At 67.4% G+C, this 23438-nt stretch carries 21 protein-coding genes; 8 read left to right on the top strand and 13 right to left on the bottom strand.

The features are described 5' to 3' along the window. Together NV2_RS31530 and NV2_RS24310 are read left to right on the top strand one after the other, a co-directional pair. The coding region (locus NV2_RS31530; protein WP_218019020.1) for an Rv0361 family membrane protein at nucleotides 1-876 on the top strand (876 nt) is incomplete at its 5' end. A 90-nt stretch (nucleotides 877-966) separates the two neighbouring features. Further along, complete coding sequence (locus tag NV2_RS24310; RefSeq protein ID WP_067878918.1) at nucleotides 967-2010, top strand: fused (3R)-hydroxyacyl-ACP dehydratase subunits HadA/HadB; 1044 nt, start codon at nucleotides 967-969, stop codon at nucleotides 2008-2010. A gap of 18 nt (nucleotides 2011-2028) precedes the next feature. On the opposite strand, the gene NV2_RS24305 is transcribed toward NV2_RS24310, so the two are convergent. The 3 genes from NV2_RS24305 to fbaA all read right to left on the bottom strand — a co-directional run bounded on the left by NV2_RS24305 (nucleotide 2029) and on the right by fbaA (nucleotide 6038). Next, nucleotides 2029-3519 (bottom strand): glycoside hydrolase family 183 protein, encoded by a 1491-nt coding sequence (locus NV2_RS24305; RefSeq protein WP_067878915.1) that lies wholly within the window; start codon nucleotides 3517-3519, stop codon nucleotides 2029-2031. A 97-nt stretch (nucleotides 3520-3616) separates the two neighbouring features. Next, complete coding sequence (locus tag NV2_RS24300; protein ID WP_067878912.1) at nucleotides 3617-4777, bottom strand: BTAD domain-containing putative transcriptional regulator; 1161 nt, start codon at nucleotides 4775-4777, stop codon at nucleotides 3617-3619. A gap of 223 nt (nucleotides 4778-5000) precedes the next feature. Then, nucleotides 5001-6038: a class II fructose-bisphosphate aldolase gene (gene fbaA / locus NV2_RS24295; protein WP_067878909.1), complete on the bottom strand. Its 1038-nt coding sequence runs from the start codon at nucleotides 6036-6038 to the stop codon at nucleotides 5001-5003. A 289-nt stretch (nucleotides 6039-6327) separates the two neighbouring features. Here fbaA and NV2_RS24290 point away from each other — a divergent pair, with 289 nt between their 5' ends. Beyond that, nucleotides 6328-6981 carry a DedA family protein gene (locus tag NV2_RS24290; protein WP_084475381.1) on the top strand — a complete coding sequence of 218 codons (654 nt, stop codon included), beginning with the start codon at nucleotides 6328-6330 and terminating at the stop codon, nucleotides 6979-6981. A gap of 11 nt (nucleotides 6982-6992) precedes the next feature. Beyond that, nucleotides 6993-7751, top strand: a complete 759-nt coding sequence (locus tag NV2_RS24285) for a DedA family protein (RefSeq protein WP_245662759.1) — start codon at nucleotides 6993-6995, stop codon at nucleotides 7749-7751. Between the two features lie 21 nt (nucleotides 7752-7772). Here NV2_RS24285 and NV2_RS24280 read toward each other — a convergent pair whose 3' ends face one another. Genes NV2_RS24280 through NV2_RS24270 form a run of 3 tightly spaced genes read right to left on the bottom strand, consistent with a single transcriptional unit; the run spans nucleotide 7773 to nucleotide 10009 of the window. Further along, a complete protein-coding gene (locus NV2_RS24280) occupies nucleotides 7773-8969 on the bottom strand; it encodes a glycoside hydrolase family 76 protein (protein WP_084475375.1) in 1197 nt (398 codons plus the stop codon). 51 nt (nucleotides 8970-9020) lie between these two features. Next, nucleotides 9021-9686 (bottom strand): TrmH family RNA methyltransferase, encoded by a 666-nt coding sequence (locus NV2_RS24275; protein ID WP_067878904.1) that lies wholly within the window; start codon nucleotides 9684-9686, stop codon nucleotides 9021-9023. Continuing rightward, a complete protein-coding gene (locus NV2_RS24270) occupies nucleotides 9683-10009 on the bottom strand; it encodes a DUF4190 domain-containing protein (protein ID WP_067878943.1) in 327 nt (108 codons plus the stop codon). Before NV2_RS24270 ends, NV2_RS24275 begins: the two co-directional genes overlap by 4 nt. Nucleotides 10010-10242: 233 nt before the next feature. Here NV2_RS24270 and NV2_RS24265 point away from each other — a divergent pair, with 233 nt between their 5' ends. After that, entirely contained in the window at nucleotides 10243-11655 is a 1413-nt protein-coding gene (locus tag NV2_RS24265) for a sensor histidine kinase (RefSeq protein WP_084475374.1), read from the top strand. After that, nucleotides 11652-12323: a response regulator transcription factor gene (locus tag NV2_RS24260; RefSeq protein ID WP_067878898.1), complete on the top strand. Its 672-nt coding sequence runs from the start codon at nucleotides 11652-11654 to the stop codon at nucleotides 12321-12323. The genes NV2_RS24265 and NV2_RS24260 overlap by 4 nt, the downstream gene beginning before the upstream one ends. A gap of 40 nt (nucleotides 12324-12363) precedes the next feature. Here NV2_RS24260 and NV2_RS24255 read toward each other — a convergent pair whose 3' ends face one another. The 7 genes from NV2_RS24255 to clpB all read right to left on the bottom strand — a co-directional run bounded on the left by NV2_RS24255 (nucleotide 12364) and on the right by clpB (nucleotide 20986). Next, nucleotides 12364-13158: a lysoplasmalogenase family protein gene (locus tag NV2_RS24255; protein ID WP_067878895.1), complete on the bottom strand. Its 795-nt coding sequence runs from the start codon at nucleotides 13156-13158 to the stop codon at nucleotides 12364-12366. Between the two features lie 59 nt (nucleotides 13159-13217). Continuing rightward, complete coding sequence (locus tag NV2_RS24250; RefSeq protein ID WP_067878893.1) at nucleotides 13218-14276, bottom strand: beta-ketoacyl-ACP synthase III; 1059 nt, start codon at nucleotides 14274-14276, stop codon at nucleotides 13218-13220. A gap of 66 nt (nucleotides 14277-14342) precedes the next feature. Beyond that, the gene (gene pyrE, locus NV2_RS24245) at nucleotides 14343-14888 is read right to left on the bottom strand and encodes an orotate phosphoribosyltransferase (protein WP_067878891.1); all 546 of its coding nucleotides are present in this window, start codon (nucleotides 14886-14888) and stop codon (nucleotides 14343-14345) included. 6 nt (nucleotides 14889-14894) lie between these two features. Beyond that, entirely contained in the window at nucleotides 14895-15722 is an 828-nt protein-coding gene (locus tag NV2_RS24240) for an SDR family NAD(P)-dependent oxidoreductase (RefSeq protein WP_067878888.1), read from the bottom strand. A gap of 69 nt (nucleotides 15723-15791) precedes the next feature. Next, entirely contained in the window at nucleotides 15792-17192 is a 1401-nt protein-coding gene (locus tag NV2_RS32400; protein WP_067878885.1) for a TtfA family protein, read from the bottom strand. Nucleotides 17193-17404: 212 nt separating this feature from the next. Further along, a complete protein-coding gene (locus NV2_RS24230; protein WP_067878883.1) occupies nucleotides 17405-18277 on the bottom strand; it encodes a DUF5666 domain-containing protein in 873 nt (290 codons plus the stop codon). Between the two features lie 141 nt (nucleotides 18278-18418). Then, the gene (gene clpB / locus NV2_RS24225; RefSeq protein ID WP_067878877.1) at nucleotides 18419-20986 is read right to left on the bottom strand and encodes an ATP-dependent chaperone ClpB; all 2568 of its coding nucleotides are present in this window, start codon (nucleotides 20984-20986) and stop codon (nucleotides 18419-18421) included. A 326-nt stretch (nucleotides 20987-21312) separates the two neighbouring features. On the opposite strand from clpB, the gene NV2_RS24220 reads away from it, so the two are divergent. Both NV2_RS24220 and NV2_RS24215 read left to right on the top strand, forming a co-directional pair. Beyond that, entirely contained in the window at nucleotides 21313-22470 is a 1158-nt protein-coding gene (locus tag NV2_RS24220; RefSeq protein ID WP_067878875.1) for an FAD-binding oxidoreductase, read from the top strand. Nucleotides 22471-22598: 128 nt separating this feature from the next. Then, nucleotides 22599-23384 (top strand): FAD-binding oxidoreductase, encoded by a 786-nt coding sequence (locus NV2_RS24215; RefSeq protein WP_084475372.1) that lies wholly within the window; start codon nucleotides 22599-22601, stop codon nucleotides 23382-23384. Nucleotides 23385-23438 lie beyond the last annotated feature (54 nt).

Below are 23438 nucleotides of genomic sequence, written 5' to 3'. Positions count from 1 at the left end.
CCCGGCGGGCCCGGACAGGGAATGCGACAGCCCGGGTCGGGCAGCGGGCAGGGCCGGCAGGGGCCGGATGCCGCAGGAGCTAGAGGCCCGCAGCAGGCAGCCGGCCCCGGACAGGCCGGACCTGCCCAGCAGGGCCCGGGGGGTCCCGGACCGCAGGGCCCAGGTGGTCCCGGACAGGGCCAGGGTGGTCCCGGACAGAATCGGCAAGGCCCGATCGGCCCCGGTGGCCCGTCGGGCGGACCGGCGCCGCAGGGGCCCGGTCAGGGCACTCCCGCAGACGGCCCGCGTCCGGGCAGCGCACCGTCGCCCGCCGACACCAAGATGACTACCCCGGCGCCGCTGGCACCGGCGGGTGCGGACGACGCGACGCGCAAACTCGCGCAACCACAGCGTGTTCCGGCGGCCGAGGAGGCGGGCGCCGACGGCGGGCCCGCCCGCGACAAGCGCAAGCCGATACTGATCGGTGGTGCCATCGTGGTGGTCGTGGCCGTGATCGTGGCCGTGATCGCCCTGGTCTCCGGTGGTGGGGACGACTCACCGGAGGGCCAGGTCAAGCAGGCCGTCAACAGCTACGCCGATGCCTTGAAGACCGGAGATCTGTCCTCGCTGCAGGCCACCACCTGCGGTAAGTTGCACGATTTCTACCAGAACATCGCGCCCGATCAGTACGCCGGCGTGCACAAGCTGGCGGTGGACCAGAAGAAGGTCCTGAAGGTCGACAAGGTGGACGCGGTGGAGATCACCGGGGACAAGGCCGTCGCACAGGCCTACACCTACACCGATTCCGATCCCGGGCGTGCGTCCGCCCGGACCTTCGACCTGCAGCAGACCGACGGCAGTTGGAAGGTGTGTGATCCCGCGGGAGCAGCACAGTAACTTCCGAGACCTCCAGATCCGATCTCCGAGATCTTCGAGACGTCCGACACTGTCATTTACACGGTAAAACAACGAGCAGGGAGCAGGGACATGCCGGAGCTGGCACCCGATGGGGCGGCAGCAGCAGCACTGACCGGTCGCCACTATCGCGTTCGCGACCGCTACGAGGTGGGACGCGAGAAGGTCCGCGAATTCGCGCGAGCGGTGCAGAACCACCATCCTGCCCATCACTGTGAGGCCGATGCCGCCAAGCTGGGTTGGGATGCCATCGTGGCGCCGCCGACGTTCGCTTCCGTCATCGGTATGGCCACCACACAGGCACTGCTGGACAGCGTGCTCAGTGAATACGATCTGTCGCAGATCCTGCAGACCGATCAAACCTTCCGGATCCACCGCCCGATTCTGGCCGGAGACGTCCTGCACAGTGAGGCCGAGATCGAGTCGATCCGTCATCTGCGCGGCAACGATTTCATCTCGGTCAAGGCCACCGTCCTCGACGCCGAAGGCACTGTCGTCCAGGTAGGTTCGACCACTCTGGTGGCCCGGCTGGGCGCCGAGGTGGATGCCGATATCGTGCGCCTGGTCGAGGGGGTGGTGATGCGTCGCCGCGAGGTCGGCTCCGCCGCACCGGAGGTGCTCGTCCCGATTCCCGCGGAGCAGGCGACGCCCGAACCCGAGCGGGCACAGTCGCGTCGGGACCTCACCGTCGACACCGGTCCGCACTTCGAGGAACTCACCGTCGGCGACCAGCTCCCCGCGGCGACGATGCAACTGTCTCGCGGTGATCTGACCAACTACGCCGGTGTCGCGGGAGATCCCAATCCCATCCACTTCAGCGACCGGGCGGCCGAACTGGCCGGCCTACCCACCGTGGTCGCACACGGCATGCTGACTATGGGCTTGGGCGCCCGGTATCTCACCGAGTGGCTCGGCGATCCGGCCGCGGTCGAAACCTACAGCGTGCGGTTCTCCGGATTCGTTCCGGTGCAGGCTTTCTCGCCGGCCCAGATCGAGTTCACCGCCAAGGTCAAGGCCCTGCACCCGGAGCGGAAGGTCGCGACGATCCTGCTCACCGCGACCTCGGAGGGCAAGAAGCTGTTCGGTCGCGCCCTGGCCGAGGTCCAGCTGTCCTGACGCCGGTTGCCGCCGGATTCATTTCAGTTGTGCGTGCATCAGGTAGACGTTGTAGTCACTCCAGGTGCTGACGGTGAAGTAGAGATCGGATCCGGTGGACCACGGGTGCATGAAACCGCCGTAGAGCTCCGGATACTGCGCGGACACGTGCACGGTCGGGGTACTCGGCGACCAGTTCCCCTGTGGGGAATCCGATTCGCGCAGCACGATGGCGGCCTTGGCGGTGTCTAGGTAACTCATCTGCCAGACCTCGCGTTCGCTGTCGTAGCGCACCGACAGCTCACCGGCCGGTGCGTCCACGATGGGCGTAGCGGCAGCGGCCCCGCCCACCGGAGTCCAGTTGCCGTCCCGCCAGTACTGGTAGGCCGTGGTGTTGAGTACCTGATCCTGCGGCACCCGGGCGACACCGACCGATCCGAGCCTGGTGTTGGGAGTCCCGAACAGATACACGTAGCCGCCCTGCGGAACCATCGCCGACACCTGGAAGTTGGCGAGTCCGAAGATGTTGTCCCAGTGCGCGTGCGGGTCCTTGGTCCAGGTGCGGCCGTGGTCGTCGGAGTAGGCGATGCCGCCGTAGTTGGTGTAGAAGGTGCCAGGAATGCTGTTCCAGGTACGAATCGACATGTAGCTCAGGTACTGCCGCATACCGTCGGCCGAACCACGGTGGGGCAGCGCGAAACCCGAGGTGGGGATCGTGGTGATCTCGATATTGTCCTTCTTGCGGCTGGACAGTACCTCCGCGGCATGGCACCGGCTGTCGGTGACCATGCGATCGATGATCATGCCGCGATCCAGATCCCGATTCGTGCTGAACGCCAGCAGATTACTGCGCCAGTCCTCCCCCATCCCGCCCGGCGGATGGAAACCGTGGCCGACGGTGTCACCGAACGCCGTCGCGATCTCCCCCGGCGCGCTCTCCCACATGATGCCCAGATCGGTGCCGTCGACCTGCCAGCGCTTATCGGTGCGGTTCACCGAATTCGCGCCGGTCTCCTTGGCGACCTCGCGTACCGCACCGATCTTCGGCGCGGGCCGCACGTCGGCCTGCGGCGCCGGTTGGGTCGGTGGCTGCATCCGCGGCGGCGGGGGCGTGCCCGGATCGGGCGAGGGGCCCGGCGGCAGCGCGAAATAGAACGGCTTCGGCTTCACCTGCACCTCCGGCACACCCAGCTGCTGCAGCGGTCCGGGCGGGGGTGTGGGGCCGTCGGTGAGATCGGGGCACGGGTTCGTGCACGGGTCCGCCGGAAGTTCCATATCGGTGCGCACCGGGGCCTGCGGGGGCGGCGGCTGGTCCACGGTGACCACCGGATACGGGACCGGCACCTCCAGGGTGTCCGGGACCACCGATTCGTGCACCGGTACCGGGTCGGTCGCGCACGGTCCGGTACCGGGTACCGTTGCCGCGGAACCTCTTCCGGGGTCGGCAACGGCCGACGTACCCGGCAGGCCGACCAGCAGCCCGGCACCCAGCACCACCACACCGACGGAAGCCGGCACACGCACACCCATACACAACCCCTCGCGGACCGATCGGATCTGGTCTACCCGCGCGCCCTGCGGGCAGCATCGGCGCAGACCATACCTGCCGCGAGCCCGGAGTCGGTGTCTATTCGGCGCCGGCCTCGAAACTCATCAGTGTCGAACCGATCCGAATCCGTTCGCCGCCGACAAGTACGGTGCCGCCGTCGACGAATTGGTCGTCGACATAGATGCCGTTGGCCGAGGCGAGATCCTTGACGAGCATCCCGGCGCGGCTGGGCATGAGGTGTGCGTGATAGCGGCTGACCTTGGGATCGTCGAGAATCAGATCGTTATCGGTCATGCGGCCGATCTTCAACCCACTCGAGGCGATCGGGATCATCCGGCCGTCGGCCATGCGCAATCTGCCCGACCGTGCACTCCGCGGTGTCTCGGTGACGGTTTCGGTCATCGCCTTCGCCATTCGCTCCACCTGAGCGATGGCCATGGTGTTGAGCGGTTCCTGCCGCAGTACCCGTTTCTCCAGTTCGGCCAGGGCCGGTCCGGGATCGATGCCGAGTTCCTCGGCCAACACCGCGCGCACCCGGCGGCATGCGTCCAGAGCGTCGGCCTGACGCCCCGACAGGTACAGCGCGGTGATCAACTGCACCCACAGCGGTTCCCGCATCGGATGGGCGTCGGTCATCGACACCAGTTCGCCCACTACCGAAGAAGCGCGCCCACAGGCGATTTCGGCGTCGATCCGAGCCGAGGCGACGAGCAGTCGTTCTTCGCCCATCGCAGTGGCGAAGGTGTCGGCGAACCGGGCCCCGGACAGATCGTCGAGTGCCGGGCCGCTCCACTGTTCGAGCGCCGCGGCGAACAGGCGCGACGCGGTCTCGTGATCACCCGCGGCGGTAGCCTCCGCCGCGGACTTGCGGATGGATTCGAATCGGCCCAGATCGCATTCGTCGTCGGTCGCTTCCAGCCGATAGCCGGACGACTCGGTGCGCAGCACCGCTACCGGATCCACACCCGAATTTCGCAGCGCCTTACGGATATTGGAGACGAACACCTGCAAACTGGCCTGGTAGGAATCCGGCGGATCCTCGTCCCAGACGATATCGGCGAGAGCCTGTGAGGACACCGCGCGCCGCCGGTTGACCGCCAGCGCGGCGAGCAGGGCCCGCGGCTTGGGCCCGCCGACCGCGACCGATTCACCGCCGACCAGCAGTCGCACCGGGCCCAGCACGCGGACGTCGAGGCCGGGCGAACCTGGAAGGAGTTGGGGGCCGGTCGGATTGCTCACCGAATCCGCGCCTCACGCCGGCCGGAGTGCCGGTGGTTCCGATCGGTTGCCCTGGTGTTCACGGCAACGATCATCTCGCGCCCCACCGCCCGGGACAACCGGAGACGAGCATCCGGGCCGGTGATCTTCGCGATGCGGGACATCCGCGCTCACTTTCCCCGGATACACCGAGGGTGCACCGACCGGCGGCCGATGCACCCTGCTCGCGTATCCGATTCGCGGACTACTTCGCGCTGACCGACTTACCGGCCGAACGCAGGTCGTTGCACGCCTCGACGACACGCTCGGACATCGAGGTCTCGGCCTTCTTCAGGTAGCTGCGCGGATCGTAGGTCTTCTTGTTGCCGACCTCGCCGTCGATCTTCAGCACACCGTCGTAGTTGGCGAACATGTGTCCGGCGATCGGACGGGTGAACGCGTACTGGGTGTCGGTGTCGACGTTCATCTTCACCACGCCGTACTTCAGCGAGTCGTCGATCTCGGACTTCAGCGAGCCCGAACCGCCGTGGAAGACGAAATCGAACGGCTTGGCGCCGTCGCCCAGGCCCAGCTTGGCCGCGGCCACCCGCTGCCCGTCGGCCAGCACCTCGGGACGCAGCTTCACATTGCCCGGCTTGTACACACCGTGCACATTGCCGAAGGTGGCGGCGAGCAGGTACTTGCCGTTCTCGCCCGCACCCAGCGCGTCGATGGTCTTCTCGAAGTCCGCCGACGAGGTGTAGAGCTTCTCGTTGATGGCGTTCTCGACGCCGTCCTCTTCACCGCCGACGACACCGATCTCGACCTCGAGAATGATGTTCGCCGCAGCCGACTGCTTCAGCAGTTCCTTCGCGATCTCGAGATTCTCGTCGATGGGTACCGCCGAACCGTCCCACATGTGCGACTGGAACAGCGGGTTCTGCCCGGCCTTGACCCGCTCGGCGGAGATGGCCAGCAGCGGGCGGACGAAGCCGTCCAGCTTGTCCTTGGGGCAGTGGTCGGTGTGCAGTGCGACGGTCACGTCGTACTTGGCGGCCACCACATGGGCGAACTCCGCCAGCGCCACCGCACCGGTGACCATATCCTTCACACCCAGACCGGAACCGAACTCGGCACCACCGGTGGAGAACTGGATGATGCCGTCGCTACCGGCCTCGGCGAACCCGCGGATGGCCGCGTTGATGGTCTCCGAGGAGGTGCAGTTGATGGCAGGAAAGGCGAAGGAGTTCTCTTTGGCCCGACCGAGCATCTCGGCGTAGACCTCCGGAGTCGCGATGGGCACTGAGTGACCTCCGTAGTGTGCTGCGAACAACAATCTGTCGGCACCAGCCTAGTTCCGGGACTGTTGTCGCAAAAGCCGGGATCTGCTCGGCGGGATTCGACCCGTTGTTTCCGGTCGGCCGGCGCCTGGCGGAAACCCGAAACCGGGCCCCGAAAAACACCGGCACCTGAGAGGTTGCCGTGAGGTTCGGTGTGATCGCCTCGTGACCGGTACTGTGGGGCCCGTGACCTTGCTGGCCATCACCGACACTCTCGCCGACGGATTCTCTGTCAAACACCTGCTCGACCCCATGTACCTGCTGCAGGAGACATGGCTGCGCAATGCGGTGTTGCCGGCGATCCTGGTCATCGTCTTCATCGAGACCGGTCTGCTGTTCCCGATCCTGCCCGGCGATTCCCTGCTGTTCACCGGCGGTCTGCTGGCCGCCACCGAGCATCCGCCGGTATCGATCTGGGTGCTGTTGCCCGCAGTGGCGCTCACCGCGATCGCCGGTGATCAGTGCGCCTACTGGATCGGGCGGGCCATCGGGCCGGCCCTGTTCCACAAGGAAGACGGGCGCTTTTTCAAACAGCGATACATCACCGAGACGCACGCGTTCTTCGAGAAGCACGGCCCCAAGACCATCATCCTGGCGCGGTTCGTGCCGATCGTGCGTACCTTCATGCCGGTGCTCGCGGGTGTGTCGAAGATGGACTACCGCAAATTCCTGACCTTCGACATCCTCGGCGGCATCCTGTGGGGTGGCGGGGTGACGATCCTCGGCTACTTCCTCGGCAACGTGGCCTTCATCCGCGACCACATCGAAGCCATCTTCCTGCTGATCGTGTTCGTCTCGATCCTGCCGGCGATCATCTCGGTGGCGAAGAAGCTCCGTAATCACGAGCCGGTGCTCGAGGTCGACGAGGCGGAGATGGCCGTGCCGACGAACGAGCCCACCCGCTGACGCCGTTGCCTGTGTCACCGTTACCCCTCGCGTTGGGCGGATTCGATCCGCTGCATTCCGCCGGCCCGGCACTCGTGTGGACCGTGGTCCTGGTCTTCGTCTTTCTCGAGTGCGCGGTGATCATCGGCCTGTTCCTGCCCGGCGATTCGATGCTGCTCACCGCGGGCATCATCTTCGCCTCGCATCAGACCGGTCATGTCCAGATCTGGGGGCTGGTGATCGGCACCATGGTCGCCGCTATCGCGGGCAACCAGGTGGGTTATGTCATCGGCTCCCGAACCGGTCACAACCTGGTCGCTCGGAAGAACGGCAGATATATCAACACCGAGAATCTGGACCGTGTCTCGGATCTGCTCCAGCGCCACGGATTCGTGGCGGTGCTCATCGCCCGCTGGATCCCGTGGGTACGCACGCTGTGCCCGATGGTCGCCGGAGCCGCGGGAATGGACCATCGCCGCTACACCATCGCCAGTTCGATCGGCGCGGTGATCTGGGCGCCGATTCTGCTGCTGCTCGGCTTCTACACCGGTGGATACCTGAAGAAGGTGTCGTGGCTGATGCCGATGGTCACCGGTTCGCTCGTCGTCGTGCTCCTCGTCGGGACCGTGATCGGGATCCGGCAGTACCGCGCCGAGATGTCGAAACCGGCCGAGGAGTTCGACATCGATGACTTCCCGACCGAGGACTACGCGGATACGGTGCCGTTGCGCACCGTCCGCCGGCCCGCACGGGTGAGCACCCGCATCGTGTGGACCGACCCACGGCACTGACCACCGCAGCACGGGTATCCACTAGAGTCCGGCGGCCGCCACCACCTGCGCTGCTTCCATCAGCATCCACCCCGACAGCTGCACCGAGAGGTCCCGCTCGGGGGTGCGCGACGCGCTGACCGATCCGCCCCCGGTGGGACGGCCGGCGCCGGCGGTTCCGCTGGGCAACCGTGCCGGTTGCGACCAGTCGGGTCCGAACAACGGTTCGCCCTCCACCTGGAGCCGATGGTGCCAGGCGGCGCGCGCCGAGGCCGTCACGAGCGAGGCGGCGCGGGTGCGGGTCCGCTGCCGCGCTGTCTCCTCCCCCGGCAACATGACCGCGACCAGCGCCAGATAGCGGGCCAGAATGCCGTTGAACAGGCCACCGTCTCCGCCACCACCGCCGGCGATCACACCGCCGACGGTCATCTGCTCCTCGACGGCCGCCAGCAGCTTCACCACCCGGTCGGCATGACGAGCGTCCCCGCTGTGCACGGCCAACTCGGTCTCCAGCCCGAGTACCACCCCCTGGCAATAGGTGAACGTCGGCCGCTCGATCCGGCGCGAGGGCAGATGGATGCCGTCGAGGATCAGTCCGGTCTCCGGATCACGCAGGGTGGCATCGATCCAATCCGCGATCCCCGCCGCACGGTCGACATGCCCCAACCGCGCGAGCGCGACAGCGGTGGGGCCGTTGGCGGGGGCGTTGAAGTAGTCGTCGTCTTTACGCCAGGGCACCGCACCGATCTCCGGCTGCCACCCCGACATGAGCTGCTGCTCCAGCGCGATCAGGCCACCACGGACATCGGTGAGCCCCTGGGTACGCTCCGCCCGCTCGAGCGCGAGCGCCAGCCAGGCCATGTCGTCGTAATAGTTGTTGGTCCAGCCGGTGAGGTTGCGGAGCCGATGGGTGCGGGCGATGATCTCGATCCGGCCGGTGCGGTCACGGCTGGGCGCCCGGCTGGCGGCATCGATCGCACAATCGATCAGATGGGCCTGCCACCAGTAGTTCCAGGTGAAGAACAACCGCTCCGGGAGGCTCGCGGGCCAGCCGACCACCCCCAGACCGGTCCGGGGCAGCAGCCACAGCCGCTGCAGATGCCTGGACACCACGGCAGATTCGGCCGCATCCGCACGCAATGCCCAGACTTCGGCGCTCGGATCGGCAGCGGAATCGACTCGTGCGCGCCCCCGCCGCAGATGCGAACGTGGTTCCACGTCGTCGCTCCGCGAGTTCATGGGTACATGGTGCCAGGTCGAACCACGATTTCGCGCCCGATTTGTTATGTGTTACCAGGCTCGGCTCAGGTCGGCGTGCTGAGTTATCCAGGCGTGCATGGCGATCCCCGCCGCGACCCCGGCATTGATACTGCGGGTCGAACCGAACTGCGCGATCGACACCGTCATGACCGCCGCCTGCTTCGCCGCCTCGGTCACGCCCGGGCCTTCCTGACCGAACAGCAACAGGCAATCACGGGGCAGCACAGCGGTTTCCAGCGGAACCGAACCCGGCACGTTGTCGACGGCCACCACGGTCAGATTCTCACGTTCGGCGTAATCCAGCAGTTCACCGACATCGTTGTGATGGACCAGGTGCTGGTAGCGGTCGGTCACCATGGCGCCCCGGCGATTCCAGCGGCGGCGCCCGACGATGTGTACGGCCGCGGCGGCGAAGGCATTCGCGGTGCGGACCACGGTGCCGATATTCGCGTCGTGCCCGAAGTTCTCGATCGCGATATGCAGCGGATGGCGGCGGCTATCGATATCGGCGACGATCGCCTCGCGGGTCCAATACCGGTAGGCATCGACCACATTGCGGCGATCGCCCGTGGCGAGCAGTTCCGGATCCAGCCGCGGGTCCTGCGGCGGTTCGGTCCCGTACTCCGCGACCCACGGACCCAGGCCGTGCGGATGCTCACCCCATTCGGTGGGCCCGGACGGGTGTTCCTCGCTCATGACGCTGCCGCCACACCGAGGACGATCGCCAGGACGAACCAGAACACCACCAGCACCAGCGACACCGCGGTCAGCAGCGTGGTGACGATGCCGATGATGTAGCCCACCTGCACCTGGGACCGACCACCTACCATCCCGTTCGAAGCATCGATCTCGCGCAGCGCCCGCCGCCCCATCACCCAGGCCACCGGACCGACCACAGCGCAGAAGAAGCTGAGAATGCCGAGCACCAGGACGGTGTTGGTCTGCGGGTGGTCCGGCGCGCGATACGGCGCGTAGCCGTAGCCGTAGCCGTAGCCGGGCGGCGGGGGCGGGTAATTCACGCGGGCCATCGTATCCGCGCCGCGAAACCGAGGTGCCGCGCCGTGAGCCCGGCGTCCGCCGCGCCTGCCCTGGGGAGTCGCGCCGCCGCATCGGCGCGACGGCACCGCGGAGCTGCGCACCCGCGATATCGGTGGGCACAGGTAATCTCGGCCCGAAGGTGGTGCTGTCCACACCATGAATTCGCCGGTCTGCTCCCTCGTCCGGCCCCTCCACGCCGACCACCATGGAACCTATGACCGAGACCTACGCTGAACCGACCCTCAGCATGGAACGTCCCGACTCCCGTCCGCCCGGTGTGCTCACGGGTGTCCTGGCCTTCCTCAGAGCGCCGTTCGAGGCCCGAACCTGGCGGGAGTTCGCCTTCCTGATCGCGGCCGGCATCCTCGGCGGCCTCGCGATGACCTATCTGTACATCGGGTACGGAGTGGGCCTGTTCGGCGTGATCGTGCTACTGCTGGGCGTTCCGCTGCTGGCCGGAGTCCTGCTCGGCGGCCGGATCTGGGGCAGCGTCTACCGCGCGGTGGGATCGGCGCTGCTGCACCTGGAGCTGCCCGCGCCGCCGCCGTTTCGGCCACGGCCCGGATTCCTCGGCTGGCTGCGCAGCGCCTTCACCGACCGGACCTCCTGGCGGGCCCTGGTCTTTCTCGTCGCCGAGCTGGTGCTCGGGGTCTTCGTCGGCTACTGGGTGCTGCTCGCCGTCGCGATGACGGTATTCGTCGCGATCTCCCCCATCCCCTGGGCCCTGTTCCATCCGACGAACGTGGACGAGATGGGCCGCGAACGGCATTCGATGGTCCAGTTCGACGACTATTACATCGACACCTGGCCGCGGGTACTCGGATTCGCGGCGATCGGCATCGTCGGAGTCTTCGTGTTGCCGTGGATCGTGCGCGCGGTGTGCTGGGCCCACGGGGCTCTGATGAGTGCACTGCTGACGCCGACCACCCGGGACCGGCAGCTGGTGGAACTGCGGGAGAGCCGGCGAGCGGCCGTCGAGGATTCCACGGCGACGCTGCGACGGCTGGAACGGGATCTGCACGACGGCACCCAGGCCCGGCTGGTGAGTATCGCGATGACGCTGGGGCGCGCCGAGGAACGCATGGTGCACGGCGGCGATGCGAACGAGCTGATCGCCGACGCCCGCGACTCGTCGAAGGAAGCGCTGACCGAACTACGCGAACTGGTGCGCGGGATCCACCCTCCCGCATTGGAACTCGGATTGGAGCCCGCGCTGGAAACCCTCACCGCCCGCTGCGCGATACCGGTCGAACTGCGGGTGCACCTGCCGCAGCGACCCCATCCGGCGATCGAGGCCATCGCCTATTTCTCGGTCGCCGAACTGCTCACCAACGTGGTCAAACATTCGGGTGCGAGCACCGCGTGGGTATCGGTCGCTCCGACGGGGGGCTCGACCATCGCGGTGACCGTGCGCGACAACGGCCACGGCGGGGTGCGCGAGCCGGTCCTGCCCGTTTCCACACCTGCCTCGATCGACCGCGAAGCACCCACCGAACGCCTGGTCGGCGGCGGACTCACCGGCCTGGCCGCACGCGCCCGCGCCGTGGACGGCGCGCTGACGGTGGACAGCCCGGTCGGCGGCCCCACGGTGGTCACCATGACATTGCCGACGGCGGGCCCGCAATGAGCGCGCCGGGCGAGTCCGCCCCGACGCTGCGCATTGTGATCGCCGAGGACAACGCGATCCTGCGCGACGGTCTGGCCGGGCTGCTCACCGATCGCGGGCACGAGATCGTGGCGATGGTCGGCGATGCGATCCGGCTCGAGGAGATCATCGCCGAGACCCGGCCCGATGTGGCGGTCGTCGACGTCCGGATGCCGCCGTCGTTCACCGACGAAGGGCTACTGGCCGCGATCGAACTGCGGCGTAAATTTCCCGAGGTCGGCGTGCTGGTCTTTTCCCAATGGGTCGAAACCCGGTACGCCACCGAACTTCTCGCCGGCGGGGCAGGCGGTGTCGGCTACCTGCTCAAGGATCGGGTGGCCGACGTCCGCGAATTCGCCGACGCCCTGGTGCGGGTCGCCACCGGCGGCACCGCCCTCGACCCCGAGGTGGTGAGCCAGTTGTTCGGCGCTGCACGACAACAGGATTCGCTGGCCCGACTCACCCCGCGCGAACGCGAGGTGCTCGAACTGATGGCTCAGGGCCTGACCAACGCCGCCATTGCCGGGGCCCTCACGGTGACCGAACGGGCGGTGGAAAAGCACATCGGCAACATCTTCGCGAAGTTGGATCTGCCACCGTCGGAAACCCATCACCGCAGAGTCATGGCGGTGCTCAGACTGCGCGGGTGAACGAACGCGCACGAGACCTAGTGTCCTGGGCCCGCCGGGCTCAGGGCCGGTCGAAGCGGGCGGGATCGGTGAGCAGGTACTGCGCCCCCGCGTAGGTCGCGAGGATGACCGCCTCGGTGGCACGACGCGAGCGGGTCGTGGGGGCGAACAGCCTGCGCAGCACGATCAGGCCGTCGGACATGGTGAACAGCAGCGCACCCAGTGCCAGGCGGCTACGCGGATCGCGTCCCGGAACTACCGTTCCGGCAACGACTTTCGCCTCGGGAGCCAGCGCAGGATCCGCGGCGAGGGTGGCGGCGGTGGCCAGCGTCGCACCGTAGGCGGTCAGCGGAACCGCGATGCGAGGTGCACGCAGCCCCAGCAGCGCCCCGGCGCCCAGCCAGGCGAGGATGCGCGGAACGGCGACCGATATCCGTGGCCGGCCGCCGCGGCGCCACCACAGCACGGAATATCCGGTCTGCATCACCGCGAACGCGGACGCACCCGCGACCAGTCGCCGATCGTCGTCGGGATCGATCAGCAGCACATCACCGACGGTCGCGGCAGTCAGCGCACCGAACAACAGCCGCCGGTCCGGACCGGACAGCGCCTCGCTCCCAGCTGCGCCGCCGTCCCGGCGTCCACATGCGGCCGTGTCCGCCGTAGCGACACCACTGTCGCCCGCAGCTGCGCCGCAATCACGGCCGGCAGCGCGATCGCGGTGCACCGCATCCGCCATCAGCAACGGCATCAGCAGTGGCTTGGCGACCCATTGCCAACGGTCCCGCCCGGTCGCCGCACCCGCGACTGTGACCAGGGCAGCTCCGGCGAACGCGGCCCGAAACGGTCGTGCCATCTCAACTCCTCGGGCGGCCGGTTCAGCGCAGACCGCCGGTGTCCGGCCGTACTCTCGGCTCAGAAACTGGGTTCGAGCGGCTTGGGCGGCAGCGTGACGACCTGTCCGGCGTAGCTCAGGCCGGCACCGAAACCGAGCAGCAGTGCCAGCTGACCACCCTTGGCCTTACCGGTCACCAGCATCTCCTCCATCGCGAGCGGGATCGACGCGGCCGATGTGTTCCCTGTGTTTTCGATGTCGTTGGCCATCGGAATGTCCTCGGCCAGGCCCAGGTTCTTCTTCATCAATTCGTTGATGCGGGCATTGGCCTGATGCGGGACGAATACCTCGATCTCGTCCTTGGCCACCCCGGACACCTCGAGTGCGGTGGACAGGGCACGCGGCAGCGTGACCGCGGCCCAGCGGAACACCCGCGGGCCCTCCATGCGCAGCGACATCCGGCCCACGGGTTCCACCTCGGGATCGGTGCCCTGCAGCGCCTGCGCCTTGTTCATGAACTCGAGGAAGTCGACGTCCTGAGAGATCGCCTCGGCGCTCTCGCCGTCGCTGCCCCACACCGTCGGTGAGATGCCGTTGTGCTCACTCGGGCCGACCACGACCGCACCGGCACCGTCGCCGAAGATCATCGCGGTGCCGCGGTCCTTGGGATCGAGGCCGACGGTCATCGTCTCCGCACCGATCACCAGGACGTATTCCGAGGAGCCGGCGCGGATCAGATCCGCGGCCACCCCGAGTGCGTAGCCGAAGCCGCCGCAGCCGGAGGTCAGGTCGAATGCGGAGATACCGTTCATCCCCAGGTCGTAGGCCACCGACGGGGCGCCGTGCGGGGTGAGCTTGAGCCAGCTGGAGGTGGCCAGGATCAGCGTGGTGATCTTGGAGCTGTCGATGCCGCTGCTGGCGATCGCGCGTTCACCGGCGGCCACGGCCATGGTGCGCAGGGTCTCGTCACCGCTGATCCAGCGCCGACTGTGAATACCCGTACGCTCGAAGATCCACTCCGGCGTGGAATCCAGGACCTCACACACCTCGGCGTTGCTGACTACGCGCTGGGGGCGGTACGCGCCGATGCCGAGCATCGCGACGTTCCTGCGACCCTCATTGATTGCAATGCTCACCACTGGTGACTCACTCGACCCTTCACACTTCCGACACAACCGGCGTCCAGGCTAACCCAGGGGCAGATATCACCCCAGAGCCAGATCCTTCAGCCCGAGGATCGAGCGATATTCCAGGCCCTCGGCGGCAATCACCTGGTCGGCACCGGTCTCGCGGTCCACGACCGTGGCGACCCCGGCCACCGTGGCTCCCGCCTCGCGCAGCGCCCGCACCGCGGTGAGCGGCGAGTTTCCGGTCGTAGTCGTGTCCTCGACGACCAGCACTCGCTTGCCGACGATGTCTGGGCCCTCGATCTGCCGCTGCATCCCGTGCGTCTTGGCGGCCTTGCGGACGACGAACGCGTCCAGCGGACGCCCCGGCGCGTGCAGCATCGCCAGCGCCACCGGATCGGCACCCATGGTGAGACCGCCGACAGCGTCGAACTCCCAGTCCGACACCAGTTCCCGCAGCAGCGTGCCGATCAGCGGCGCCGCCTGATGATGCAGGGTCGCTCGGCGCAGATCGACGTAGTAGTCGGCCTCCTTACCGGAGGACAGTGTCACCCGGCCGTGCACGACGGCGAGCTTCCTGACCAGCTCTGCCAATCTGTCGCGATCGGTGGTGGTTGCGATCATGTGGGTTCATGTCCTTCCCCGTGCGTTGAACAAGCCTCGATTGATCCGGGTCACCAGGCTGCGCGGAATGAATCCGGCGGCGGCGGTGAGTGCCTTGTACTGCAGTCCGGGCACACTGATCACCCGGTCGGACTCCAGATCCGCCAGCGAGCCGGAGACCACCTGATCCACATCGAGCCACAGGGGCTTCGGCAGTGACGACATCGAGATTCCGGCGCGCTCGTGAAATTCCGTTCGTACGAATCCGGGACACAGCGCCTGCATCCGGACCCCGGTTCCGACCAGACCACCGGCCAGACCCTCGGTCAAGGATATGACGTAAGCCTTGGACGCCGAATAGGTCGATCCGCGTCCCGGAACCAGTCCGGCCACGCTGGCGACATTGACCACCGATCCCTTGGCGGCGGCGATCATCGGCGGCAGCGCGGCACGGGTCAATTGCAGCACCGAGGTGACATTGACGTCGAGTTGGGCCTGCAACGCCTGCGGTTCCACCGTCCAGAATTCGCCGGTGAGACCGAAGCCGGCGTTGTTGACCAGGAAATCCACCCCCTCCGACAGCCGATCGGCAATCGTCTCGCGGGCGGCGGACTGGGCCAGGTCGGCGGGCATCACCTCGGCGTTCGCGCCGAATCGCCGGTGCAGATCGTCGGCGAGAGCCCGCAACCGCACCTCGTCGCGGGCCACCAGCACCAGGTCGTAGCCGAGGGAGGCCAGCCGGTGCGCGTACCCCTTGCCGATACCCGAGGTGGGGCCGGTCACCAGCGCTACCGGACGGGTGGCGCCGGGCAGCCGGGCGGTAATCGGGTCCTCGGGGCGCGGGCTATCGGCCATGGGTCGTCAACCACCTGATGTCGGGCTGGCAATTCCGGCGCCCGGACACCGGTTCGCGAACCGGACCGGTCACCGCGGTGCGGGGCCCTGATAAGGGCGGAATCCCGGATGGAACGGACCACCCGGGCGTTGGGGTGTCTCGTCCTCGTCACGGGGTCGATCGAGGTCGTCCGCGACGGCTTCGGGTTCGTCGTCCTCGACGTACTCCTCGGCGGGCGGCCAGTTGCGGCGGACCCGATTACGCGGGTCCGGAACGACCGCCAGCGCCGGGCGGCGCGACGGCTTCGGTTCGGGCTCACCCGCGATATCGCTGACCAGCGAACCACCGATCACGCCCGATTCCCGGTCCGTGGTATCGGCAGCTCGCGCAGTGTCGGGACCCCGGCCGTCGTCGTCGCGGTCCGGGCGGTCGGACAGCTCCCGGTCATCGTGGACATCGGGGCCGGTGGGGTCGTCGGCCCGGCGGGCGTCGTCACCGAATGCGGGCTCGAAGTCGTCGTCCTCGAAACGGGGGCTCTCGCGGTGGTCGTCGTCGAAACGGACACCGTCGAAGCGGGCGTCGTCCTCGAAACGGTTGCCGCCTTCGAAGTCGTCGTCGAAACGGTCGTCGTCGAAACGGTCGTCCTCGAAGCGGTCGTCCTGGAAACGGGCATCGAAATCGTCGGCTCCGCGGTCGTCGCGGAAATCGTCGGCACGGCGGTCGTCACGGACGTCGGAGGCACCGAAGGCGAAGTCGTCACCGTCGTCGAAACGCTCACGTACCGGCTCCCGGTCGTCGAAACGCGGGTCGTCGTCGTAGCGGTCACCCTCGTCGCGGCGCACCGGAACGGAAGTCTCGTCCAGGAAGCGTTCCCCGCCGGTGATGGGCGGCAGCACGTGCAGCAGACCCGACAGCCGGAGCACGGCGTCGATCGCGGTCTCCCACTCCTTGGCGGTGGTACCGACCGGCAGCAGACCCAAGGTCCAGTTGCCCTCACTCCACAGCTGCTGCACGGTATGCGGCAGCGTTTCGATGAAGTGCACCATGCGCTGGTCCACCGCATGGCGGGCGATATCCGGATTGGTCGCGAAGACCACGCGGTCGCCGATGGCGCCGAGCAGTTCCAGATCGACATCCTTGGGCGGGGCCGCGGTCTTGAGCCGGAGATCGATATCGATATCGGAGCCGATCTGGCGGCGCACCGCCACCAGCGTCGCGGCATCCTCCAGATCGAACAGAACGAATTTCTCGCCCTTGCGATTACCGGACACCACATCGATCGCGGACAGATACCCCAGCTTGGCCATCGCCCCACGCCGCCACGTCGATGCCAGCGACGGTTCGACCGAAACGTAGGTATACCCCTGGGATTTGGCCCAGACCTGCCGTACGTGTCCGGTCCGCTGCCGCTGCACGCGATCGAAATACAGCAGTACGATCGCACCCACCAGTGCGATCGCCGCGAGGCCGAACCAGATTGCTGCTGTCATCACCCCCGAGTCTAGATGGTGTGGTCGCAATTGCCCGCGCCCGCACAGTCAGCGTTTCTGTATTATCTGCCTCCGCTCCGCTGCGGCGGGGTAGGAGCACTCTCGAGTAGGTGTGCTTCGCGGTGGGCCTTCGCTCGGTTCGGGGAGGAGGAAATTGGGGGCGAAGTCCGGCGCGTGGTGAACCAAGCGCCTGTTACTCGGATAGTCGGGTGTTATCGCGGTAGCTGGGTGGCGATGATGATCTTGGCCAGGATCGAGCCGTCGGGGGACTTGTCGCCCTGGATCACGACCATGTCGCCGGATCTCAGGTCGGCGACCTGACCCGATCCCATGGAGATGACCTCGGTGTCGCCGTCGGTGCGCACGGTGACCGAGTCGCCCATCAGGGACTGGACCACGAGGGTGGTGCCGTCGTTGGTGCTCACGGTGCCCATGGTGGCGCCGATGCCATCGATTCCGCCGAGGCCGGGCATTTCAGGCGTGCCGGGTTGCGGGCCGCTGCCCTCGGGCGGGACCACCGGAATCGGGGGCGCCGAGGGACCGGTGGCCGCGGTGGTGGAGTCGCTGTTGTTGCCGGCGAGCATCAGCCCGGCGGCGATGCCGCCCAGCACGACCACCAGAAAGGCCACGGCGGTGAGGCCGAGCCACAGACCGGTGCGGCTGCGGCGGGGTTCCTCCACCGGCAGTCCGGTGGGACCGAGAGCATCACCGGGCCCGCCGGGACCACCGGGCTCGGCGCCGTACGGGTAGCCGCCGGGTGCACCGTGGCCGGACTCGTAGGCGCCCCACTGGCTGTCGTAGGGCGGCAGTTCGCGGGTGGCGTTGGGGCCGGGTGGCTGATCGAAATAGCCGCCCTGATATTCGGGATGCGCGGGGAATTCATAGGGCGAGGTCTGCTCGTACGGGCCGGGGTGACCGTAGGGCCGCGTGCTCTCGTACGGGTCGGGGTGCTCGCCGTAGGCTTCCGAGTATTCCGTCGTGTGCGTCGGCGTCTCGCCCGGATCTCGGCCCGTCGCCCCGAGTTTTTCGGTCGGCGTATCGGGTGAATCCGGTCGCTGCGCCCACGGGTCGCTCGGATTCGTCATGCGCTCCAGAGTAGGTGCAGATGGGCTCCCGTTCACGAAATGCGGAGAACGGGGAGCACAGCCGTACCGAGGCCCGCACCTGCCCACACGGCAACGCGGCCGGTGAGCTGTCGGCTCACCCGCCGCGTACGCCGGTTCACATCACCGTCCGACGATCAGTCCGTCCCCGTCGGCGGCGACGTTGACCTTCACCAGGTCACCGTCGGCGACCTCGCCGGCCAGCAATTCCTTGGCGAGCGAATCACCGATGGCCTGCTGGATCAGCCGCCGTAGCGGGCGGGCGCCGTAGACGGGGTCGTACCCGCGCACCGCCAGCCAGAACCGTGCCGAATCGCTGACGTCCAGCTTCAGCCGGCGCTGCGACAACCGCTTCTGCAGCTGCGCCAGCTGGATGTCGACGATGTGCTCGAGCTGTGCCTCGTCGAGCGGGGCGAACATCACCACGTCGTCGAGCCGGTTGAGGAATTCCGGCTTGAACGCCGAGCGCACGGCGTTCATCACCAGTTCCTTGTCACCGCCCGCCCCCAGGTTGGAGGTCAGGATGAGGATGGTGTTGCGGAAGTCCACCGTGCGGCCCTGGCCGTCGGTGAGCCGCCCCTCGTCGAGGACCTGCAGCAGGATGTCGAAGACATCCGGATGGGCCTTCTCGATCTCGTCGAACAGCACCACCGTGTACGGGCGTCGCCGCACCGCCTCGGTGAGCTGCCCGCCCTGGTCGTAGCCGACGTATCCGGGCGGAGCACCGACCAGGCGAGCCACCGCATGCTTCTCGGAGTACTCGCTCATATCGATGCGGGTCATGGCGCGTTCGTCGTCGAACAGGAAGTCCGCCAGCGCCTTCGCCAGCTCCGTCTTACCGACACCGGTCGGTCCGACGAACATGAACGAGCCGGTGGGCCGGTTGGGGTCGGCCACCCCGGCACGGGCACGGCGCACCGCATCCGATACGGCCGCAACCGCCTCGCGCTGGCCGACCACGCGCCGGCCGAGCTCCTCCTCCATCCGCAGCAGCTTCTGCGTTTCGCCCTCGAGCATGCGGCCGACCGGGATCCCGGTCCACGCCGACACCACTTCCGCGATGTCGTCCGGGCCGACCTCCTCCTTCAGCATGACCTCGTCCTCGATGCCGCCGCTGCCGGACTTACCGGCCTGCTTCTCGGCCTCGGCGAGCTGCTTCTCCAGCTGCGGGATGCGGCCGTAGCGCAGTTCGGCGGCCTTACCCAGATCGCCGTCGCGTTCGGCGCGCTCGGATTCGCCGCGCAGCGTCTCGAGTTCCTCCTTGACGGTGCGCACCGAGTCGATGGCCTGTTTCTCGTTCTGCCAGCGGGCCATCAGCTGGTTGAGCTTCTCGCGGTCGTCGGCGAGTTCCTGACGCAACTTCTCCAAGCGCTGCTTGGACGCCTCGTCGGTCTCCTTCGCCAGTGCGACCTCTTCGATCTCGAGCCTGCGCACCGCACGTTCGACCTCGTCGATCTCCACCGGCCGCGAGTCGATCTCCATGCGCAGCCGGGACGCCGATTCGTCGACCAGGTCGATCGCCTTGTCGGGCAGGAACCGGGAGGTGATGTAGCGGTCGCTGAGGGTGGCCGCCGACACCAGGGCGGAGTCGGTGATCCGCACGCCGTGGTGGACCTCGTAGCGTTCCTTCAGTCCGCGCAGGATGCCGATGGTGTCCTCCACCGTCGGCTCCCCGACCAGCACCTGCTGGAACCGCCGCTCCAGGGCGGCGTCCTTCTCGATGTGCTGCCGGTACTCGTCGAGTGTGGTGGCACCGACCAGGCGCAGTTCACCGCGCGCCAGCATCGGCTTGATCATGTTGCCGGCGTCCATCGCCGATTCGCCGGTCGCGCCGGCGCCCACGATGGTGTGCAACTCGTCGATGAACGTGATGATCTGCCCGGCACTGGACTTGATCTCCTCCAGCACCGCCTTGAGACGCTCCTCGAATTCGCCGCGATACTTCGCCCCGGCCACCATGGCGCCGAGGTCGAGGGAGACCAGTGTCTTCCCGCGCAGCGATTCGGGCACATCTCCGGCGATGATGCGTTGGGCAAGACCCTCCACGATGGCGGTCTTACCGACGCCGGGCTCACCGATCAGCACCGGGTTGTTCTTGGTGCGCCGGCTCAAGACCTGCACCACGCGCCGGATCTCGGTGTCGCGGCCGATGACCGGATCGAGTTTGCCGTCGCGGGCGGCGGCGGTCAGGTCGGTGGAGTACTTCTCCAGCGCCTGATAGGTGCCCTCGGGGTCGGCCGAGGTCACCCGGGTGTTGCCACGGACGGCAGTGAACGCCTCGCGCAGCGCGTCGGCGGTCGCACCGTATTTCAGCAACAGCTGGGACATGTCGGAGTCGCCCTCGGCCAGCCCCACCACCACATGTTCGGTGGAGACGTACTCGTCGCCGAGTTCGGTGGCCAGGCGTTGGGCGGCGGTGATCGCGGCCAGGGCTTCGCGGCCCAGCTGGGGCTGGGTGGTCGCACCGGATGCGCGGGGCAACCGTTCGACGACGTCCTGGGCTTCGCCGCGCACCGCGGCCGGATCGACACCGACGGCCTTCAACAGCGGGCCGGCGATGCCGTCGGTCTGATCCAGCAGCGCCACCAGCAGGTGAGCCGGCCGGATCTCCGGATTCCCGGCGGCCGAGGCCGCCTGCAGTGCCGCCGTCAGGGCGGCCTGGGTCTTGGTGGTGGGGTTGAACGAGTCCACAATCACCTTCCTACGTGTCGTGTCGCGTGAGTGTCGGTCAGATCCGGGCGGTCACCGCTCGTACTCTTCTTGACAGTTCAACGCGGTAGGAGTTGAGTCTGTTCCGCTCAAGTTCGGCAATTCTCGAGATTTTCACCAGGCGATCACAACGCTACGCGCGCGGACATCCCAGTGGATGAGGTTGACACGTTTCGCCGACAACAAGGCTGGGTAAAGTCGGCCCGCCCGGGTCGGAGCCACCACCGGTTTTCGTGGATACTGGTTCGCGGGGCCGATCGCGCATATCGCCGGTCGGGTAGTTCACACAGGAAAGGAAGCTCGACGTCGTGGATGCGCGTTCGGCTGCGCTGGTCCGCGCCAACTTCCGGTCGATCCTCGAGGCTCCTCACGGATCCGGACGATTGATCAGCGCGTTTTACAGTCATCTCTTCGCTGAGGCTCCCGGGCTGCGCGAGCTGTTCCCGCCCAGCATGGAGCTGCAGCACGAACGGATGGTCAGCGCCATCCAGTACGTGCTCGACCATCTGGAACGCTGGGACCAGGCGCAAGGGTTCCTCGAACAGTTGGCGGTCGACCATCGCAAGTACGGCGTCGAGGCGAGCCATTTCGATATCGCCGGCCGGGCACTACTCGCCGCCTTCCATACCTACAACGGCCCGCTGTGGACCCGGGATCTGGAGGAGGGCTGGCGCGATATCGCCATCCTGATCTCCGCCTCGATGGCGATCGGTGCCAATTCCGACAGCTCGCAACCCTATTGGGAAGCCAAGGTGGTCGGCCACCGGCGCGTGCTGGACGATCTGGCGATCGTGCGGCTGCAATCCGAGGAACCCATCCCGTATCTGGCCGGCCAGTACGTGCCGGTCTGCGTCCCGCAGCGCCCCAAGATGTGGCGGTATCTGTCTCCCGCGATCCCCACCAATCCGTACGGCGAGATCGAATTCCACATCCGCGGAGTGCGTGACGGCGCGGTGAGTCCCGGCATGGTCGCGGAGACCCAGGTGGGCGATATCTGGCGGATCGCCGGACCGCTGGGGGCTCTACACGTCGACACGACCTCGCGCCGCGATGTGCTGATGATCGGCTCCGGTACCGGAATCGCCCCGCTGCGTGCGCAATTGATCGATATGGGCCGGCGCGGCGATAACCCTCGCGTGCACTTCTTCATCGGCGGTCGCTATCCGTGCGACCTCTACGACGTGGAGAACATGTGGCAGCTCTCGCTGAGCAATCCGTGGCTCACCGTGGTTCCGGTGTGCGAGAGCGAATCCAATCCGTACTGGCATCCCCATCCCCCCGCCGATCCGCCGTTCGGCATGCATCGGCGGCTGATCGGGAACCTGGGCGCGGTGGTGGCGAGCTTCGGCTCGTGGGCGGACCGCCAGATCCAGATCGCCGGGTCGGCCCAGATGATCAGCGACACCACCCGCGCCCTGCTCGCCGTCGGCACACCGGACTACGTGATCAGCTCGGACCCGGTGTGAAGGTAGCGTGGTGATTCGGGTGCGGGTGCGGGTGTCCCGCAAACTTCAGGAGGCACGGTGAGCGACAATCGCGCAGCGGCTCACCGGGCCGACCGGGTGCGGGTGTCCCGCAAACTTCAGGAGGCACGGTGACTTTGGGTCCGGACGAGACCGGTGAGATTCGCCTGGATGGGCAGACCGAATGGTCCTCCACGGTGGTCGGGCACCACCGCCTGCGCCACGATCTCGCGGTGATCCGGTTGATCGGCGAGTTCGTCCCGTTCGAGGCGGGCCAGTCGGTGGAGATCCGAACCGCGCATCATCCCGGCATGCGGCGGCGGTTGTCGCCGGCGTTGCCGCCGTCACTGGACGGCAAGCTCGAATTCCACGTGCGCACGGTCCCCGGCGGGTGGTGCAGTGGAACGCTGGTCAACGACACCGTGCCTGGCGACGAATGGCTGATCAGCGCACCGGCGGGCTGGCTGAAGGTCGACTACGACACCACCGATCTGGTGATGATCGCGGGCGGAACGGGTTTGGCGCCGATGCGTTCCCTGCTGCTGGATCTGTCCCGCCGCCCACAGCCGCCGCAGACCCATCTGTTCATCGGCGGACGCAGCCCGCGCGATCTGTACGCCTCGGACATGCTCTATCTGCTGGCCGGTGAACTCCCCTGGCTCACAGTCGTTCCGGTGGTGGAAAATGCCGCCGACCCGCACTGGCCCGACCCCTACCACGAGAATTCCCGGGTGGACATCGGATTCGATGTCGACGAGATGCTGGAGGGCACCCTCGCCGATGTGGTCGGCGATATGGGTCCACTGCTGCACCACCAGGTTCTGGTCTGCGGGTCGCCGGGGATGACCCAGGCGACGCTGGAACGTCTGGTCGCCACCGGAACCCCGCCGGAAGCCATCCGTTTCGACGGGCTCTGAGCGGGCGGTACTCCAGCGCAGACGCGAACAGCGCCCCCACCCGGGAGCGCTGTT

The sequence above is a fragment of the Nocardia vermiculata NBRC 100427 genome (genome assembly GCF_001613265.1).
In the GTDB taxonomy this organism is placed as follows: Bacteria; Actinomycetota; Actinomycetes; order Mycobacteriales; family Mycobacteriaceae; genus Nocardia; species Nocardia vermiculata.
The sequence above is the reverse complement of the archived record's forward strand: the minus strand, read 5'-3'. Positions and strand labels throughout refer to the sequence as shown.

Bases quoted from the DNA above. Each gene is read 5' to 3' on its own strand.
- NV2_RS24310 (WP_067878918.1), top strand. From the start codon at position 967: ATGCCGGAGCTGGCACCCGATGGGGCGGCAGCAGCAGCACTGACCGGT.
- NV2_RS24305 (WP_067878915.1), bottom strand. From the start codon at position 3,519: ATGGGTGTGCGTGTGCCGGCTTCCGTCGGTGTGGTGGTGCTGGGTGCC.
- NV2_RS24290 (WP_084475381.1), top strand. From the start codon at position 6,328: ATGTACCTGCTGCAGGAGACATGGCTGCGCAATGCGGTGTTGCCGGCG.
- NV2_RS24280 (WP_084475375.1), bottom strand. From the start codon at position 8,969: ATGAACTCGCGGAGCGACGACGTGGAACCACGTTCGCATCTGCGGCGG.
- NV2_RS24275 (WP_067878904.1), bottom strand. From the start codon at position 9,686: ATGAGCGAGGAACACCCGTCCGGGCCCACCGAATGGGGTGAGCATCCG.
- NV2_RS24265 (WP_084475374.1), top strand. From the start codon at position 10,243: ATGACCGAGACCTACGCTGAACCGACCCTCAGCATGGAACGTCCCGAC.
- NV2_RS24260 (WP_067878898.1), top strand. From the start codon at position 11,652: ATGAGCGCGCCGGGCGAGTCCGCCCCGACGCTGCGCATTGTGATCGCC.
- NV2_RS24255 (WP_067878895.1), bottom strand. From the start codon at position 13,158: ATGGCACGACCGTTTCGGGCCGCGTTCGCCGGAGCTGCCCTGGTCACA.
- pyrE (WP_067878891.1), bottom strand. From the start codon at position 14,888: ATGATCGCAACCACCACCGATCGCGACAGATTGGCAGAGCTGGTCAGG.
- NV2_RS24240 (WP_067878888.1), bottom strand. From the start codon at position 15,722: ATGGCCGATAGCCCGCGCCCCGAGGACCCGATTACCGCCCGGCTGCCC.
- NV2_RS32400 (WP_067878885.1), bottom strand. From the start codon at position 17,192: ATGACAGCAGCAATCTGGTTCGGCCTCGCGGCGATCGCACTGGTGGGT.
- NV2_RS24230 (WP_067878883.1), bottom strand. From the start codon at position 18,277: ATGACGAATCCGAGCGACCCGTGGGCGCAGCGACCGGATTCACCCGAT.